Annotated in this window: 13 protein-coding genes and 4 pseudogenes; 7 read left to right on the top strand and 10 right to left on the bottom strand. The window is 48.0% G+C overall.

Annotated elements, in window-relative coordinates:
• Positions 1-48: 48 nt before the first annotated feature.
• The gene (locus KT99_RS01495) at positions 49-348 is read right to left on the bottom strand and encodes a hypothetical protein (protein ID WP_005496260.1); all 300 of its coding nucleotides are present in this window, start codon (positions 346-348) and stop codon (positions 49-51) included.
• Between the two features lie 246 nt (positions 349-594).
• Here KT99_RS01495 and KT99_RS01500 point away from each other — a divergent pair, with 246 nt between their 5' ends.
• Positions 595-1,278, top strand: a complete 684-nt coding sequence (locus KT99_RS01500; RefSeq protein ID WP_005496262.1) for a response regulator — start codon at positions 595-597, stop codon at positions 1,276-1,278.
• Complete coding sequence (locus tag KT99_RS01505; protein ID WP_005496263.1) at positions 1,278-2,657, top strand: ATP-binding protein; 1,380 nt, start codon at positions 1,278-1,280, stop codon at positions 2,655-2,657. The genes KT99_RS01500 and KT99_RS01505 overlap by 1 nt, the downstream gene beginning before the upstream one ends.
• A gap of 113 nt (positions 2,658-2,770) precedes the next feature.
• Here KT99_RS01505 and KT99_RS01510 read toward each other — a convergent pair.
• Positions 2,771-3,046 (bottom strand): annotated as a pseudogene (locus KT99_RS01510) (TetR/AcrR family transcriptional regulator); the annotation flags it as partial.
• A 281-nt stretch (positions 3,047-3,327) separates the two neighbouring features.
• On the opposite strand from KT99_RS01510, the gene KT99_RS22485 reads away from it, so the two are divergent.
• Entirely contained in the window at positions 3,328-3,525 is a 198-nt protein-coding gene (locus KT99_RS22485; protein ID WP_005496266.1) for a hypothetical protein, read from the top strand.
• 162 nt (positions 3,526-3,687) lie between these two features.
• Here the strand turns inward: KT99_RS22485 and acuI are convergent, their stop codons facing one another.
• Both acuI and KT99_RS01525 read right to left on the bottom strand, forming a co-directional pair.
• Complete coding sequence (acuI, locus tag KT99_RS01520; RefSeq protein WP_005496267.1) at positions 3,688-4,668, bottom strand: acrylyl-CoA reductase (NADPH); 981 nt, start codon at positions 4,666-4,668, stop codon at positions 3,688-3,690.
• A gap of 123 nt (positions 4,669-4,791) precedes the next feature.
• Positions 4,792-6,450, bottom strand: a pseudogene (locus KT99_RS01525) (sigma-54-dependent Fis family transcriptional regulator).
• 301 nt (positions 6,451-6,751) lie between these two features.
• Between KT99_RS01525 and exaC the strand changes: the two are divergent.
• From exaC to KT99_RS01540, 3 genes and pseudogenes are all read left to right on the top strand, one after another.
• Positions 6,752-8,275, top strand: a pseudogene (gene exaC / locus KT99_RS01530) (acetaldehyde dehydrogenase ExaC).
• 161 nt (positions 8,276-8,436) lie between these two features.
• Positions 8,437-9,969, top strand: a complete 1,533-nt coding sequence (locus KT99_RS01535; RefSeq protein ID WP_040571471.1) for a YjjI family glycine radical enzyme — start codon at positions 8,437-8,439, stop codon at positions 9,967-9,969.
• Between the two features lie 29 nt (positions 9,970-9,998).
• On the top strand, positions 9,999-10,877 hold the full coding sequence (locus tag KT99_RS01540) for a YjjW family glycine radical enzyme activase (protein WP_040571487.1): 879 nt from the start codon (positions 9,999-10,001) through the stop codon (positions 10,875-10,877).
• 44 nt (positions 10,878-10,921) lie between these two features.
• Here KT99_RS01540 and KT99_RS01545 read toward each other — a convergent pair whose 3' ends face one another.
• Entirely contained in the window at positions 10,922-11,854 is a 933-nt protein-coding gene (locus KT99_RS01545; protein WP_005496278.1) for a LysR family transcriptional regulator, read from the bottom strand.
• 184 nt (positions 11,855-12,038) lie between these two features.
• Between KT99_RS01545 and KT99_RS01550 the strand changes: the two genes are divergently transcribed.
• A complete protein-coding gene (locus KT99_RS01550) occupies positions 12,039-12,503 on the top strand; it encodes a tRNA (cytidine(34)-2'-O)-methyltransferase (protein WP_005496280.1) in 465 nt (154 codons plus the stop codon).
• 14 nt (positions 12,504-12,517) lie between these two features.
• Here KT99_RS01550 and KT99_RS01555 read toward each other — a convergent pair whose 3' ends face one another.
• The 5 genes and pseudogenes from KT99_RS01555 to KT99_RS01575 all read right to left on the bottom strand — a co-directional run bounded on the left by KT99_RS01555 (position 12,518) and on the right by KT99_RS01575 (position 17,135).
• The gene (locus tag KT99_RS01555) at positions 12,518-13,003 is read right to left on the bottom strand and encodes a hypothetical protein (RefSeq protein ID WP_005496282.1); all 486 of its coding nucleotides are present in this window, start codon (positions 13,001-13,003) and stop codon (positions 12,518-12,520) included.
• A gap of 111 nt (positions 13,004-13,114) precedes the next feature.
• Positions 13,115-14,560, bottom strand: a complete 1,446-nt coding sequence (locus KT99_RS01560) for a M16 family metallopeptidase (protein ID WP_005496284.1) — start codon at positions 14,558-14,560, stop codon at positions 13,115-13,117.
• Positions 14,557-15,855: pseudogene (locus tag KT99_RS01565) on the bottom strand (M16 family metallopeptidase). Before KT99_RS01565 ends, KT99_RS01560 begins: the two are co-directional and overlap by 4 nt.
• A gap of 176 nt (positions 15,856-16,031) precedes the next feature.
• Positions 16,032-16,394 (bottom strand): hypothetical protein, encoded by a 363-nt coding sequence (locus KT99_RS01570; RefSeq protein WP_005496287.1) that lies wholly within the window; start codon positions 16,392-16,394, stop codon positions 16,032-16,034.
• A 147-nt stretch (positions 16,395-16,541) separates the two neighbouring features.
• Positions 16,542-17,135 carry a tRNA-uridine aminocarboxypropyltransferase gene (locus KT99_RS01575; protein WP_040571473.1) on the bottom strand — a complete coding sequence of 198 codons (594 nt, stop codon included), beginning with the start codon at positions 17,133-17,135 and terminating at the stop codon, positions 16,542-16,544.
• Positions 17,136-17,479 lie beyond the last annotated feature (344 nt).

Genomic DNA, 17,479 nt, shown 5'->3' on the forward strand with positions numbered 1-17,479 from the left:
ATTACCTATCTGTCTCACTGCATCAGCTCTGTGCTTGTCTCATCGAAGCTATCGGCTGTGATCAAACTTAAGAACTCGGCGTTCTTGGCTGTACGCTCTTCCTTGTAGGACGATCTCTTTCATTGCAGTCTTTTGCTCTTTTATAAGCAACTTAATTTCTGACTTCTGCTCATCGGTCAAACCTAAACCTTTGAACATTTGATGCATACCACCATGGTGAGCCATGCGCTCGCTCTTCATATGATGCTGACAGTCATGTTGTCCATCTTTCGCGTATACAGCCGACGTCATAAGAGCCGTGCTTGCGACAATAGCGAGTAAACCTGCTTTAAATGTATTTGCTTTCATTTCACTGACCTCTATCTGTGGGTGAGTTATCTCATGTCATTCAACACAATCCAGTTTAACGAGTTAAATGTAAGTCAGGGTTTGTCCAAGGTAAATCACTGTAAATTTGCTGAGTTGTTATATTTCAATCCCGACTCAATCGGCCTCTACAGCAATCTTTACTTAGACTTACATTGATAAACTGCAATTGACATCTAAAAAGGTATACTCGTCTTGTTAGCATATTGATTTAAGGTAAAGATACACATGAACCATCTATTACTAATCGACGATGACTTGGGCTTGTCGGAGTTATTAGCACAACTTCTGGAATTGGAAGGCTTCGAGCTAACACTCGCCCATGATGGACAATCAGGCTTAGAGCTGGCTCTGGATAAAGATTACGACCTGATTCTTCTCGATGTCATGCTGCCAAAACTAAATGGTTTCGAGGTGTTGAAATCTCTCCGAGCTAACAAACAGACACCTGTGCTAATGCTCACCGCTCGCGGTGACGAAATAGATAGAGTTGTCGGACTCGAGATCGGAGCCGACGACTATTTACCTAAACCTTTCAACGATCGAGAGCTAGTTGCACGTATTAAGGCAATTATTCGTCGTAGTCATATTTTACCCAACGATAAACAACCCAGTGTTTATGAATATGGCGATATCACACTAGACCCGAGTCGTCAGGAGGTCTATTGCCAGGAACAGCTACTGATACTTACCGGCACTGAGTTTGGTTTGTTATTTGAGATGATACAAAATGCAGGTGACTTGATAAGCAAAGAGAGCCTGAGTGAAAAAGTGCTCAATAAGAAGCTTATGCCATTTGACCGAAGCTTAGATATGCATCTATCTAATCTACGCAAGAAGCTACCGGAACGTATGGATGGTAGACCCAGAGTCAAGACGATTCGCGGCAAAGGCTACATTTGGCTACCCTAATGGCAGTGAGTAAACTCCCAAACCGCATATTTATTAAATTGTTACTCGGCTTCTGGCTCTGTAGCTCATTGATCATAGCTATTGTAGGTCTGCTACCTCTATTGCAGAAAAACCATGACAGAGCACCGCTTCCCCCTCATCTGGCAAAGATGCTAGTCAGAATTTCCGAACGGGTCAGTATACGTTTGGAAGACGATCCCCAAGCGATTAACAGCAGTCGATTCAAACGGCTTACTCACATCAGAGATAGAAACGACAAGCCTGTGCGTTTTTATATTGTCGATCATCAGGGCAGAGTCATTAACTCACACAAGGTGTCTCGAGGTTTACGTCGCTTCATGCTGATGACAGATGAGGCCGAACGGCCTATGACACACCAATTTAAGAGAGAATTGATTTTTGGCCCCTATAAATTTAATGTGGCAGGAGAGCAGTACTCAATTTATGGCAGACTAGCCAATCATCATCCACGCCCTTGGTTTTTTCTCTTCGCCGAGAATAAACTACTGACATTAAGCCTAGCCATCATGCTCTCCGGCCTCTTATGTGGTCTGCTCGCCTGGCATCTGGGAAAACCGCTGCGAACATTGAGATTAAGCGCCGATGCACTTGCGGCCGGAGACTTAACCAGCCGTGTCGATAAGGCAACCACTAATCGTAAAGATGAGATTGGTCAGCTAGCTCTGGCATTTAACGGTATGGCAAATTCAGTTGAGAATATGGTTAAAAGCCAACAGAGACTCATTAGTGATATCTCTCATGAACTAAGAACGCCACTGACTCGGTTACAATTAGCCTTAGCCCTAGCCCGGAAGAAGGGACAGAAATCAGCCGAAACGGAACGTATCGGCTATGAAGCAGAACAGCTAGAACAGATGATCGCTGAGTTGCTTGAGCTTTCTCGAGTTAAGCTCAACATTCACGATACTAAGCATCAACTGTCTCTCAATGAAACCTTGAGCCAGGTGCTCGACGATGCGGACTTTGAAGCTTCTCAGCAGGGAAAAGCGCTAGTGATCGATATTGATGATGCAATCTCACTACCTACCAATCCCAGACTTCTGGCTCGGGCCATTGAAAACGTGCTCAGAAATGCGATCCGTTATGCCGAGCAGCAGATCGATATCACGGCTCAAGCATCCGACACCGAAATCACAATTATTATCTGCGACGACGGACCAGGTATCGAGAATGAACAAGATCTACACGCTATCTTCGACCCATTCTATCGACCTCAAACGGCTCGAGAGAGAGAGTCCGGCGGCTGGGGGCTAGGGCTGGCAATAACTAAAGCGGCCATTGATACTCACCAGGGGGAAATAGTTGCAGACAACCTTACTCCCCATGGTCTCAGAGTCACTATCAAACTACCGAGCTAGCCATTTATGAGTCATATTGAGTACATAAATAGTGAGACTAAGGACCATAATGGATACTCATCAGGGAAAAATCATCGCTGAGAACATTCTTCCCAACGGCCTCAAAGTCAGCATTAAGCTACCGTCTTATACATTTTTTGTTGATAATGCACTCGGTTATTGGCTGACAGCCAGGCTGAAAATTCGAGTTTAGTGGGGATGCGTTTCTCTGAATGCCCCATCAGGTGAGTGAGTGCATAACTGAATTGATAATACATCTGCACATCACCACTATGTTTGTTGGCATCGTCGCTATTTATCATGGCGCCGCGTAAATAGTTGACCACGAGCTCAGCCCTATCGAAACCAGCAACATCACCAACTTGGCTAATCAGGGCTTTATTCCATTGCTCATCTGTCATCACCCTTTTTAGTTTTTTATCGACAAGATGATCATAAAGGTGGAAACAGTTACAACAACCTACAGGGCAATTGATTGAGCTACTGACTCCCAAAGAATTTAACCCAAGTGAATGTCAGCAAAAATTTACCATCGCCGCCACAGACTATGCAATGCAGGCCCTAGTGCCTTTCATATTACCGGAAATCTACAGTCAAGCTCCCCATATCAAACTTGAGGTCATACCGGTTCAGCATAGGGAATTACAATCACAATTAAGTCAGCGATGGTGTGAAGGCCCTGGTTGATTCGGCTATTGTGGCGCATCCCGATCGTAATGAACTCTTGAGAACCTCTCATCTGGACAGCGCACTCGCCTTACTAAAGTTTCATCCTTTGGTCATCACCTTACCTGAGGGTATGGCTGAGCTTGCGGCATCGAAGCATAGACTCAGGCTTAAACCACTTCCTTTTGAGATCCCGCCTTAGACTACAACCTATTTTGGCACTCAAAATCTGAGCGGGATAAAGCCCATATGTGGTTAAGGGGAGAGATAACGGCTTCAATTCGTCAGTTGCTTAAGCAATAACCAGACAATAAAAAACCCAGCAAAAGCTGGGCTTAGATAGCAAAGCGACGGAGCAATAAAGTTAAACTTTAACCAGTATTCGACCGGTGACTTGCCCGTTAACTATCTTATCGGCATAGGCAGCAACCTCATCGAGTTCAATCGTCTGAGCCGCTTGCTGATAGTAACTTTCCGGTAATAGCTCTATGACTCGCTCCCAAGCTGCTTGCCGTTTATCCAAGGGACATGAAACCGAATCGATACCGAGTAAGCTTACACCACGTAAAATAAACGGCATCACAGTCGTCGGCAGCGCAAAACCACCCGCCAAGCCACAAATAGCCGCGGCGCCGCCGTAGTTCATCTGGGCCAGCGCAGTCGCCAGCACTTTATTGCCTACGGTATCGACGATACCCGCCCAGCGCTGCTTCTCTAATGGTCTAGAATCTTGCTCTAGTTCACTGCGCTCTATGACTTCGCTGGCTCCGAGTGAAAGCAACAGCTCACTGTTTTGCTCGACACGGCCAGAACTTGCCACCACTTTATAGCCCAGTCTCGCAAGTAGAGATACGGCAACTGAGCCCACGCCACCACTAGCGCCAGTCACTAAAATATCACCAGATTCGGGTGTGATCTTGGCATCTTGTAGCGCCTGCACACATAACATGGCGGTTAAGCCTGCTGTGCCTATCATCATGGCTTTTTGGGCATTACAAGTTAGTGGCATAGGGACTAACCAGTCGGCTTTAACACGAGCCTTTTCAGCCATGCCACCCCAGTGATTCTCACCCACGCCCCAGCCAGTCAAGATAACTTCATCACCCTTTTTATAACGTGGGTCTGCAGATTCATTGACGACACCAGAAAAATCGATGCCAGGCACCATGGGGAAATGTCGAATAATACGGCCAATCCCCGTTATAGCAAGACCATCTTTATAGTTCAGCGATGAATACGCGACATCGACTAGCACTTCACCTTCAGGCAGATCTGACTCTTGGATCTGAGTGATATTTGCTAGAGTATTTTCGCCTTCCTGAGTTAAAACCAGAGCTTTGAACATGATGAACTCCTCTAAAATAGTCCTGCCAGCATAATGCAAAACACATCATGCTTGAAATGCATATTTTGCATGTTAGACATGCATCACAATCATGAACAGCCGAAATAACGAATGCTTTGGTAATCACTTCTTTAGCCCAAGCAGTTTTAGCTTGCGGTAAAGGGTATTGCGACTGATGCCAAGATGCTTGGCACATTGACTGACATTGCCCTGAAACTTAGCATAGCTGGCAATAATATTGGCATTAACCAGAGTTTGTAATTCATTATTTAAGGGCTCTGTGACCAGCCCGGTACTTGCTTGATCCTGAGCTAGAGTTCGCTGCAGGTTATCCGGCAGGTGCCCCAAATTAAGCTCCTGCTCGCCCTCTGACATCAGACACACGACCTGCATCAAGTTATCCAGCTCACGCAAGTTTCCCGGCCAGTGATAGTCCAGCAGTTTTGCCAATAGAGATGCCTCCATAAGCTGCGTTGACACACGATATTTTCTGTGGAGTTTATCAATGATGCGCTCGATATCACTGCGCTCCCGCAGTGATGGCAAGGTCACCTGCAAGCCATTGAGCCTGTAGAAGAGTCTTGCCTGAAGCGACCATCTTTCACCAACTGTTCGAGATCTGTGTGGGTAGCCGCCACGACTTGAATATCCACCTTGTAGCTGCGGTTGCTGCCGACTGGGGTGACCTCCCTCTCCTGTAATACTCGCAATAATCGACTTTGGGTCGCCAATGGCATCTCACCTATCTCATCCAAAAATAGGAAGCCACCATCGGCTTGACGGATTTTGCCTAAGTATCCGGCCCTACTGGCACAGGTAAAAGCCCCGGCTTAATAACCGAATAGCTCTGACTCGACTAAATCGGCGGGTAAGGAGGCGCAATTGACCGCAACGAATGCATGGCCACAACGTTTACTTTGGCTATGCAACTTAGTCACGAACTGCTCTTTCCCCACACCAGTTTCACCTAATACCAGCAGGGGAATGCACTTGCCTACGACCTTATTGGCTTGCTGCCAGGCACGCTCTAATTTAGGATCTTTAAATCGCACCGCGACTTTATGACCTAGTACCTGAGTCTTATTGGGTTTTATAGCCTGAATTTTAAGATGCAGCTCTCCATGTTGAGATATGGTTTCACTTTGGGGCCACTGGCTACCCATATAGCGCTTGATGTCCTCACCTAAACCGGGCGCATTCAACAATTTCTTAGCCATGGCATTAGTGCCTAAGATCTTACCTTCGCTATCGGCGATGACGATACCTTGCCAGCCCGAGTCGAGCAGCGTTGCTTGCTCGGCCAAGTCGATTCGATAGTGACTATGTGGCAGATGACAGAGTAAAGCCGTTTCAACTTGTTGAGCCATGCTGGACACTAATAGTAGGGTTTGCTGAGTATGTTGCTGCTGCTCCGTGGTGATATCTATAGCCGCTATCATCTCACCGGCAGGAGAAAATATCGGACTGGCGGTGCAACTCATAAATCTATGCTGCTTAATAAAGTGCTGCTCACCAATGACACAGTACATAGCCCTCGCAATCTGACAAAATTAACCGACTCGAAGTGTGTGACATGAGTTGACTAAACAACGGCAGCGCATGGTTTTCTACCAGCTCGATAAGCTGTTTATGATGAAAATTCCGCTGTTCCAGTGCGCCTCTATCTAGCCTCATCTCTTCAGGAAGACAGGCTTCCGTAAGCCCTGCACCTTGGCTGCGTAACCAGGGATCTGCTAGCCAATCTTGCATATTCTCTTGCTGAGCGCCGAGTTTTAGTGTCATAGCAGTGTTCCATTTTGGCACACCATGGTGTGCACTTATGCCACAGTGCGGCCGCTATACCAGTGCAACATCTTGCTGGTTTTCGCACATTAAGACATCAGAAATTAGCTTTTCATCATACTGTTACCTCACAGATATCACAACTCCGGCCAGCTTGGCCCAATGATTGCGATATCCCTCAGGAAAAGAGCACTTAGGTAGAGAAAATCCTTTGCACTTAAAAACAATAAGATACAGCAGATGTATCGACAAATGACTCGGTAAGAGTTAACTAACAAGACAAATTAAAGGACAAATAACAATGAAATACGCACAACCAGGAAGCGACGGCGCCAAGATCAATTTCAAAGACAAGTATGACAACTATATCGGCGGCAAATGGGTAGCCCCGGTCGGCGGCGAATACTTCCAGAACAGCTCACCCGTCAATGGCAAGGTGTTCTGTCAGGTCGCTCGGACGAGAGAGATATCGAACTGGCACTGGACGCTGCACACCAAGCCAGAGAATCCTGGGGAAAGACCTCAGTCACAGACAGATCCAATCTGCTGCTAAAAATAGCCGACCGTATCGAGCAGAACATCGAATACCTGGCTATCGCCGAAACCTGGGAAAATGGTAAGACGGTGCGTGAGACTCTCGCCGCAGATCTTCCCTTAGTTGTCGATCACTTTCGTTATTTCGCCGGCTGCATCCGCGCCCAAGAGGGTAGTGCTGCCGATATCGATGCCAATACGGTCAGCTATCACTTCCCAGAGCCATTAGGGGTCGTCGGTCAGATCATCCCCTGGAACTTCCCCATGTTGATGGCGGCCTGGAAAGTTGCCCCGGCACTAGCAGCGGGTAACTGTGTCGTTCTTAAGCCTGCGGAACAGACTCCGGTATCTATCCTGGTACTGGTCGAGCTTATCGAAGATCTGCTACCTGCTGGCATACTCAATATCGTCAATGGTTTCGGCACCGAGGCTGGACAGGCATTGGCCACCAGCAAGCGTATTGCCAAGCTGGCCTTCACAGGTTCAACAAATATCGGTCAACATATTCTCAAGTGTGCCGCCGACTCACTGATCCCCTCGACGGTGGAGCTGGGCGGTAAGTCACCCAATGTCTTCTTCGCCGATGTGATGGATCACGAAGATGAATACCTCGATAAGGCAATCGAAGGCATGTTACTGGCCTTCTTCAATCAAGGCGAAGTCTGTACCTGTCCATCCAGGGTACTCATAGATGAGTCTATCTACCACAAGTTTATGGCCAAGGTTATCGAACGCGCTAAGACCATCAAGCAAGGCGATCCTCTGGATACCGAGACGCAAGTCGGCGCACAAGTATCTCAGGAACAGTTCGATAAGATCTTAAGTTACTTAGCCATAGGTAAAGAGGAAGGGGCCGAGCTGTTACTCGGTGGTGACATCTGCAGACTCGAAGGCGACCAGAGTGGCGGTTTTTACATCAAGCCGACGATCCTCAAGGGTACCAACGATATGCGCATCTTCCAGGAGGAGATCTTCGGCCCGGTGATCTCAGTAACCACCTTTAAGGATGAAGCCGAGGCACTGGCCATCGCCAACGATACCGAGTACGGCTTAGGCGCCGGAGTATGGACTCGTGATATGAACAAGGCACAGCGCATGGGGCGTGGGGCGTGGAATTCAGGCGGGACGCGTGTGGATTAACTGCTATCACGCCTATCCTGCACATGCCGCATTTGGTGGTTATAAGCGCTCTGGGATCGGACGTGAGACCCATAAGATGATGTTGTCTCACTATCAGAATACCAAAAACTTACTTATCAGCTACGACATCAAGCCACTAGGATTCTTCTAAGGGGAGTCGACTCCCCTGAGGCAGACTGTCTCAGGGGCCAAACTGTGACTTCAGCCATCTATTTTCCATTTTGGAAACAGACGCTGCAGGGTTTTTCACTGTTGGCCAATGGGCTTAGGGAGTAATTTAGTCTGCATCATTCATATATATAGATAATGCAGATGACTTGCCAAGACACATTCAGTCGCATAGTGACCGACGCCAGCCTAACACCAAAACAGAAATCGAATTATCTGGCCCTGGAGGCAGAGGCCAGCCTGCCATATCCTAACGTCTCGAGCGCCGTCAGCCAGGCGATGGACTCGGGAATCATCTGCGACATGTTCGAGGGCCATGCCCCCTTTAAGCCTCGCTATGTACTGCCCGACTATGCCAAGTATCTGACTCAAGGCTCAAAATACCTGGAGCTGGAGCCGGCACGTAATCTAGATGAGGCCATCAATGCCTTAACCATCATCTATCATCATGTGCCTTCGGTGACCAATATCCCAGTCTACTTGGGTCGATTGGATGAGTTACTGATGCCCTATGTGGCCAAGCTGGATGATGAGACTATCTATAACAAGTTGAGGCTATTCTGGATCATGCTGGATCGCACCTTGCCCGATGCCTTTATCCATGTGAACATAGGTCCGTCAGATAACATCATCTGCCGCACTATCTTACGTGTTGACGCCGAACTGAAGCAGGTCGCTCCCAACCTCACCTTTATGTACGATCCAGACACCACACCCGATAAGCTGCTGCAACAGGCAACCGACAACATCTGCGAGTGCAGCAAGCCCCATATCGCCAATTACCCGATACATGCCCAGACTTTTGACGACTCAGGTTTCGGCATAGTCAGCTGCTACAACTCACTGCCGCTGGCAGGTGGAGCCAACACTCTGGTTCGTCTCAACCTCAAGCAAGTGGCACTGCTCGCCATAGACACTCAGGATTTCTTCACCAATACCTTGCCCTATTATTGCCAACTCATGTATGAGTTGATCGAGGCCAGAAGTCGCTACCTCCATGAAGAGTCACACTTCTTCACCAGCTTCCTGATCGAAGAGGGCCTGATCCAGGAGACCAGATTTGCCCCCATGTTCGGTATCTATGGCATGGCAGAGGCGGTGAACTGCCTGCTGGGTGAGACCAAGGCATCATCTAAATCATACGGTCACTGTGAGACTGCCAATGAACTTGGCTATCGCATCTCTGCGGCACTGGACAAAATAGTAAAATCGACACCTGTCACCTACGGATACCGTGACCGAGCACTGCTGCACGCCCAGGGCGGTATCAGCCTGGATAAGGACGTCACCCCAGGGGTGCGCATTCCCTATGGCACCGAGCCGGACCCTGTGACCCATATTCAGGCCTTGGCCGAACATCACCAGTATTACTCATCTGGGATCAGCGAGATACTGACTATCGATGAGACGGTGAAATCGAATCCACAAGCTATGTACCAGCTATGCAAGGGTGCCTTGAGTCTAGGACTGCGTGAGTTCACCGCTAATGTGGCCTCTAATGATTTGGTCAGGGTAACAGGCTACATGATCAAACTGTCTGATATCGCCGCCTTCAAGCAAGGAGGTTCGCGTACCAATACCACGGGCCTAGGTGCAGAAGCAGTGGCCAATACCGGCATCTTAGATCGTAAGCCCAGAGTCACCAGTCATGAGCAAGCACCTTGCTACGAGTCTTAGAGCAAGCCTCAGGGGATCCTGTCCAGCAGATGAAAAATGAGAGAAGCGCAACCGTCACTAAGATATTGAACTTCTCCTGCGTCGACGGCCCCGGCAATAGACTGGTCATCTTCCTCCAGGGGTGTAATTTTGACTGCAAGTCCTGCCACAACCCTCACACCATAGGTCAGTGTGATAGTTGTGGCCTATGCATCCCCTCCTGTCCGGCTCAGGCCCTGTCATTGCATGAGACCGATGGATCTGGCCTCATTCATTGGGACAAAGACCTGTGCATCGAATGCGATGCATGTCTGCAGGCATGTCCGAAACAGGCAAGCCCTAAGACCCGCCAATACACAGTGACTCAGCTCTTGGCTGTTATTCGAAAAAATAGCCCCTTTATCACAGGAGTCACAGTCTCCGGCGGCGAAGCCAGTCTGCAACTCATGTTCATTGTAGGCCTGTTCTCCGCCTTAAAATCCAGCCCAGAACTGCAGCACCTTAGCTGTATGTTGGACACCAACGGCAGTCTGAGTGAGTCGGGCTGGCACAAGCTATTACCTTATTTGGATGGCGCCATGGTCGATCTTAAAGCCTGGCAGACAGAAACCCATAAATGGCTGACGGGCCGGGATAACCACAGGGTATTTCGCTCTATTGAGCTACTAGCCAGCCGGGGTAAGTTATATGAAGTCAGGCTACTACACATTCCGGGGAAATCTGACTTCGACTCAGAAATAACGGCTCTGGCTGGGTATCTGCAGCGGCTGCCAAGTTCGACTAAGATCAGACTCAATGCTTTTAGGCATCATGGTGTAAAGGGGGAGGCACTTGAATGGCAAACCTGCAGTGAAACGGATATGACGGTGTTGGCCGAGGGACTCACTAAACTCGGAATAACTTTAGTGTTACCTTCTGCCTATCTATGAGTTTTTTCTTTAACTAACCCTAGCCATTCCTCAGCCTAAATTTGTTATGCCGTCTCGCTGCACGCCAATATCTGCTCATAGAGCCAACGTTGGGCGGGATCTTTCATGGCCGCACTATGCCACACCAGGCTATAGGCCACCTCGCCATAATCGAAGGGCAGGGCTCGGTTAACCAGCCCTTTGGCCTGTAGCGCCATCTCGGCCCAGCGACGGGAACAGGTGAAGAGCAGTGCTGAATGGTGACACATCAAGGCTGCGCTACCAAAATCTGGCAGTGAGATACTGATTTTTCTGCGGCATTGCAGCTGTGCCAGCTGCATCTCGAAGAAGGGAATATTCAGATCACCGTCGGTGATGCCGATATGGCCGTAACTGAGATAGTCATCCAGACTCAACTCCCCTCGCCCACTCTCTGCTAAGGAATGATCTGGATTCATCAGACATACCATCTCATCCTGAAACAAGGTTTTCCACACTAGCTCATTCCTTGGGGCCGGCGGCTGACTGAGATCGTGGGGCAAGATGATAAAATCCAGTGAGCCTGCGATAAGACCATCGAAGCCGACACTGTCCTTGGTACTGATATCCAGTCTGATATTGGGTGCCAAGGCGAGCACATTGGCACTCAATTTAGCCGCCAGCAGTTCGAAGGTACTCTCACGCATGGCCAGTGAAAAGCGCGTCTCACAGCTGGAAGGATCGAATTGGTCTGGGCTCAACAGCTGCTCCATATCATAGATCATCTGCTGCACACTCGGTCCCAACCTCCGCGCCAGAGGTGTCGCCACCAGCTTGTTACCATGGCGATAGAAAAGATCGTCCCCCAAATTACTGCGCAGCTGGCTTAAGGTTTTACTGACTGATGAGGGGCTTAGGCAGAGTCGCTCCGCGGCAGCTGTGACACTTAATGTATCTAACATCACATGTAAGGTGATCAGATGTTTCATGCTGATACGGGATAATTTGACCAGATCCATACACTTCCTCACGCCCATGATGCATTGCTTTAATTGTGATTTATCACCCCAGAATATAAACAGAAATCAGGCCCGGCGTATACTCTAGCGACAGAGAAACAAGACAGGGCTCACCCACTGCGGGTATTTTTTCTGGCCGGTTTTATGTCATAATCGCACTTCATTATTATTTAGGCAGATCAGCATGTTTCATATCGCACTCTATGAGCCCGAAATCGCTCCCAATACAGGTAACATCATACGTCTGTGCGCCAACAATGGTTGCCAGTTGCATTTAATTGAGCCATTAGGGTTCGATCTCGAAGATAAGAAACTACGCCGTGCGGGATTAGATTATGCCGATCTCACCTGCGTCACCCGCTATAAAGACTATGCAAGCTTCCTCGTGGCAATGGCAGGAAGGCGCATCATGGCCTGCACGACTAAAGGGAGCCGCCCTCATAGCGAACTCAGTTTCGAGAAAGGGGATGTACTCTTGTTTGGGCCGGAAACACGCGGACTGCCAATGGAGATCATCGAATCTCTGCCAACGAGCCAGAGACTCAAGATCCCCATGGCGGGAACGAGCAGAAGCCTGAATCTCTCCAATGCCGTCGCCATCATCAGCTATGAAGCCTGGCGTCAGATTGGCTTCGAAGGGGCCTTATAAGCAGATCTTAGCTCCTAGATCCTAGGAGCTTTATGCAGGGGAACAGGCATCATCTCTATGCCACGATAGAAGAGATAACGCTCGGTATCGTCATCCAGATATTGGACATTCTGCAGCCAGAGCCAGCCATTATCTTTAGGCTCAAACCTGAGTTGGATCAATGCGGGGCGTTTATTCAACTCCCCCTCACCCAACAAGGTATAGCTGCCATATTGGCGGTATAGGCTAAAGCTTTGAGACTTATCTTCATTGACCCCATCGAAGTAGATGAGAAAAGTAGCCTCACCTCTGCGCCTGAACCACCAGGTTTCACTGAAGTTATGATTTGCATTACGACTCACAGAGACCAATAACTGTTGCTTGTCCGTAGAACAGATAGCCTGGACTGAGGTCTGCATAGGCTCTTGCTTTAGTTTCGCTGCACTGCCCTGCCAATGACCCGCAAGCGCCGTGCAAAAATCACCGAAGTCGGCCTTCTCAGCCCAAGATGAAATAGGCATAAATACGCACAAGGCTATCGTACATGAGACGACACTCTTTCTAAAACAACTCGATATCATCTTTAGGGGTAACTTGATGCTGATCCTTATAAAGCTTATTAGACTAACTTGCTATCCTCCGAAACCTACTGCTTTGATGTCTAAGCGGGTAACTTCGCCATACTCCGCCGCAATAGGCGCTATTTTATCGGCATTACCTATGATGACAAACTGCAGATTCTGCTGCGTGAAGTAGCTGCTGACCAATCTCTGAGTCTCGGCCAAAGTTAAACCGTCCACTTTAGTTTGAAAGTCATTGATGAAGCCGTCATCGAAACCATAGAGGTACATATCGGATAGCAAACCTGCAAGCTGGCCACTGGTTTCAAACTTAGGTGGAAATTGGCCTTTGACATAGGCCTTGGCAGAATCCAGTGTCAGTTGATCTATGCCCGTTTCCCACAGCCTCGCATAAGTTTTCAATGCCAGATCGATAGTCTCTTTGGTGGTAGAAGTCTTGGTAAAGCTACTAATTCTAAATACACCGCCCTGAGAGTAAGCAATAAATCCAGAACGAGCACCATAAGTCAGTCCTGCGTTAACCCTTAACTCATCGTTGAGCCAAGAGGTAAAACGACCACCTAAGATAGTATTGACCACTTTCAAGCCCACATAGTCGGGGTTATCCCGTGAGATACCCTTACCGCCAATCAGAAAGGTGGTTTCTATGGCATCACTCTTATCGACTAATAACACGTTCGCAGACGAAAGCTCAGGCTGCTGTGCCTGCAGCTTAAGTGCCACGACTTTCTCGCCATTCTGCCACTGACCGAACAGCTGACTAAGTTCGGCTTTCATCTGCTCAGTATCGAAGTCACCAACCACACTGATGGCCGTGTTCCTCGGCTGGTAATAGCTCTTATGAAATGCTCTAAGCTGTGAAATATTGAGCTCGGCTAAAGACTCGCTGGTGCCAGAGGTAGCATTACCGTATGGGTGTGCACCGAAGACGAATTTATCGAAATAGCGGCTGATCACAGAGCGGGGGCTCTCTTTAGCCTGAGACAATCCGGCAATCTCACGTTGACGCAATTTATCGAACTCATCGGCATCAAAGTTTGGTGATAAAAGCAGACTCTTGATGAGAGGCAACATAGTATCGCTATCTTTAGCCATAAAGTCGGCACCGATATAGCTAGCCTCTTTGCCCGCATCGGCATAGATAGAGGCACCAAGGAAATCTACCATCTGCTCTATCTCGGCCTTAGATTTTCCGGCGGCGCCCAGTAATAGACTTTGAGCCGTCATTGCAGCCACACCAGAAATGGTATCATTTACCGAACCTGCCCGCACCACAGCACTGACAGTCACCAAAGGCACTTCTCTCTGAGGCATCAGATATATAGTCAGGCCATTATCTAGTACCAGGTGTTCATAGGCTGGCATGCTGAAACTGCCAGTATCGACACTGGAACTGCTCTGAATTGCAGTACAAGCCGAAAGTGCTAACACGCTACCCAGAGTGATCGCTGCCATCAGCTTATTTGAACGCTTAGTGAGATGAGTTAATGTATTCATTCATCTGTCTCCTCTGTTGCAGCCAGCACGGCGACACTACGGTTTGCACGACCTAAATAAGTTTGTGCCACACGCTGAAGATCTGCAGGTGTAACCTTGTTGTAAGCTTCAGGAGCGTTAAACAGTTTCTCGAAACTACCAAAATATAGCTCGTAGGTACCAAGCGTATTGGCCTTACCATTGATAGTCTCCATGGAGCGATAGAAACCCATCAACTTGATATTTTTGACCTTCTCCAACTCCTTCTCGGTCACACCTTCACGGGCAATGCGATTTATCTCGCTAATCATGCCTTTCTCAAGTTCGACGGCAGTGCTCCCTGGGTTAGCAACCCCCATCACATAGAAGAGGTTTGGATCGATTGTCATCGGTAGGTAAGTTTCAACTTCGATGGCAACTTGCTTCTCCACCAAGGATTGATACAAGCGAGAGCTATTACCCTCGCTGAGCACCGAGGAGAGTAGATCCAACGCATAGTAGTCTGCATGTGACGTCGAAGGCACATGGTAGGCAAGCATGACATTAGGTGTGCTTACCGAGGCTTTCTGAATATAAGTTCGACGCTCACCTTTTTGCAGTGGCTCAACGGTTTTCACCTCTCTTGGAGACGCCTGCGCCGGGATAGGAGCGAAATATTTATTGGCTAACGCTTTTACTTGGCTAAACTTCACATCTCCAGCAATGACGACCACGGCATTGTTCGGCGCATAATAAGTCTTGTGGTACTGCACCAAGTCGTCCAAGGTCCAAGCGCTAATGTCTGACTCATGGCCAATCACAGACCAGCTGTATGGATGGGCCCTAAATGCAATGCCTTTTAGCTCTTCTTGCAGAGTACGCCAGTTTGAATTTTCCAAACCTGTGGTACGTTCAGAGGCTACAACACCACGCTCGCTCTCCACCATTTTGGCATCGATATCCAGATGGCCGATGCGATCGGCTTCCAGATCGAAGATGGTCTCTAATGCATTGGCAGGAAACCAATCGGTGTAGACAGTCAGGTTTTCTGTGGTGTAAGCATTGTTAGCGCCACCGGCAGCTTCCATAGTACGGTCAAACATCTTAGGGCCATACTTCTTAGCGCCATTAAACATCATATGCTCGAAGAAATGAGAGATGCCTGTGATACCTGGCACTTCATTACGGGACCCGACTCTCCAAAATAGATACATGTTGGCATTTGGAATCGATGAATCTTCCAACACCATAATTTTCATGCCGTTATCTAGAGTAAAACTCTGGATATCTTCGGCTTGGGTCGCTTACACTGTTGTTGAGACCAAGGTCCCTAACATCAGTACCACCTCTAAAATTTTGCGAATCATTTTTCGCTCCCTTTTTTATGTTTAATCGAACAGTTCGACTCTCTGATGTATCCCATAAAGCCAGTTATTTATCCAGACTCGATAGGAAACACACGCCACGTCGAACATATAATGTTCAAATTCAACTTGAAATTATATGTTATTCCTTAAATAGGCTTAGGTATTTTACGCTCTTTTGACGCAGCTTTCCTCGCCTCTCTAAGGTATTTTGCCTCGCGAGACTCGCGCTCAATAAATTGCTTTTCCGCCTTAACTCTCTGCTCGGCTTCCCAGTCATTGGGCTGCATTTTTTTGTATATTTTTTTCTCTCGCGCTTGTGTTTCACCCGCCGCATCCCTGGCTTTTTGTAACTGTTCGAGCTCCAGTTCTCGGGATTGTTCACGCGCCGCATCGGCTTTTTGAGACAAACTGTGAGTGTCTGATGCAATGGATAAAGTTGAGGAAAATAAACAAGCCGCTGCAAACACACAGGCTTTCGGTCTAAAACAACCACTATTATTAAATATCATTCACTCCTCCTTGAGAGCATATAAATCAGGCATATCGGTATCATCAAATTGCTGAATATAAGCTTGGTGGCTTTCATGCCAAAACGCAATAAATTCAACCCTAGATAGAAGCGAGTTCGAGGCGATGAGATAGACATCAAACAAAAATTACTCGTAGCGCTTTCGTACACTCGCAGGCATAGAGTTAAGACGTTGATTCACCATGGCACTTAATGCACGAGTTAAAGGAGTCACACTCAGTGTTGGCTCTATGGCTTGGAGCACCATGGCCGCAGCCTCCAACGTCGAGAGGCTATCGCTACGGCTCGCCTTACGAATGGTATAATTGGATCCTGACTGCAGATCCAGATGCAAGCAAGGATATTGGAGCAACCAGGGATTAAGCTGCAATAACTTATACACCTTCCTCCAAGTGCCATCGAGCAGCAGCATGATAACCTCATCATCAAATCTCTCCTCCTCGGCATTGTTACTCTTATCGGAAGGGTAAACGAGATAGACAGGCTTAGTACTGGCATCGAGATATTGGCGCAGTTGCGAAAAATCATCTGGCACCTCACCCACTAAGACTTGCGTCTCTGGGATAACCAGGGATAACAAGCGCACGCTATTCTTGGCATGACCCACTTCTCTTGGATCTTGCAACACAATCAACTCAGTCGAGACATGCATAGACTCGATACTCTCGCAGAGGCAAGCCTTCAAGGGGTAATGACATTTAAGGCAGATAGGGCGGGCCACTAGGCTCTCTTAATCGTAATCAAAAATTTGACCCATAGTCTAGCCTACTCCGGATACAAACTGTATCACGTAATATACAGTCACACTCAAAGAAAAATATAGCAAAATAGACATCGACGATAGCGGAGCTATGGTGTCATCTCTTGATGGTTAAGCTTAGGCTACTATTTCAATGAATCCTCCGAGGTTTCATTCACCTACCAGGCAAGTTCTATGCTGGGTGAGAACTCTTTTACTTGGTTAGATTACACCCACAAATCAAATTCAGCACCACTAAACAATTTGGCTTAGACGGAGACAATACCCCAGATGGTTTCTTAGTCGGTGCCACTATCAATGGCCGC

This window comes from Shewanella benthica KT99, from assembly GCF_000172075.1.
Taxonomy (GTDB): domain Bacteria; phylum Pseudomonadota; class Gammaproteobacteria; order Enterobacterales; family Shewanellaceae; genus Shewanella; species Shewanella benthica_A.

Coding starts and splice junctions, on each gene's coding strand:
- KT99_RS01495 (WP_005496260.1), bottom strand. CDS start 348: ATGAAAGCAAATACATTTAAAGCAGGTTTACTCGCTATTGTCGCAAGC.
- KT99_RS01500 (WP_005496262.1), top strand. CDS start 595: ATGAACCATCTATTACTAATCGACGATGACTTGGGCTTGTCGGAGTTA.
- KT99_RS01505 (WP_005496263.1), top strand. CDS start 1,278: ATGGCAGTGAGTAAACTCCCAAACCGCATATTTATTAAATTGTTACTC.
- acuI (WP_005496267.1), bottom strand. CDS start 4,668: ATGTTCAAAGCTCTGGTTTTAACTCAGGAAGGCGAAAATACTCTAGCA.
- KT99_RS01535 (WP_040571471.1), top strand. CDS start 8,437: ATGACTTGCCAAGACACATTCAGTCGCATAGTGACCGACGCCAGCCTA.
- KT99_RS01540 (WP_040571487.1), top strand. CDS start 9,999: ATGAAAAATGAGAGAAGCGCAACCGTCACTAAGATATTGAACTTCTCC.
- KT99_RS01545 (WP_005496278.1), bottom strand. CDS start 11,854: ATGGATCTGGTCAAATTATCCCGTATCAGCATGAAACATCTGATCACC.
- KT99_RS01550 (WP_005496280.1), top strand. CDS start 12,039: ATGTTTCATATCGCACTCTATGAGCCCGAAATCGCTCCCAATACAGGT.
- KT99_RS01555 (WP_005496282.1), bottom strand. CDS start 13,003: ATGCCTATTTCATCTTGGGCTGAGAAGGCCGACTTCGGTGATTTTTGC.
- KT99_RS01560 (WP_005496284.1), bottom strand. CDS start 14,560: ATGAATACATTAACTCATCTCACTAAGCGTTCAAATAAGCTGATGGCA.
- KT99_RS01570 (WP_005496287.1), bottom strand. CDS start 16,394: ATGATATTTAATAATAGTGGTTGTTTTAGACCGAAAGCCTGTGTGTTT.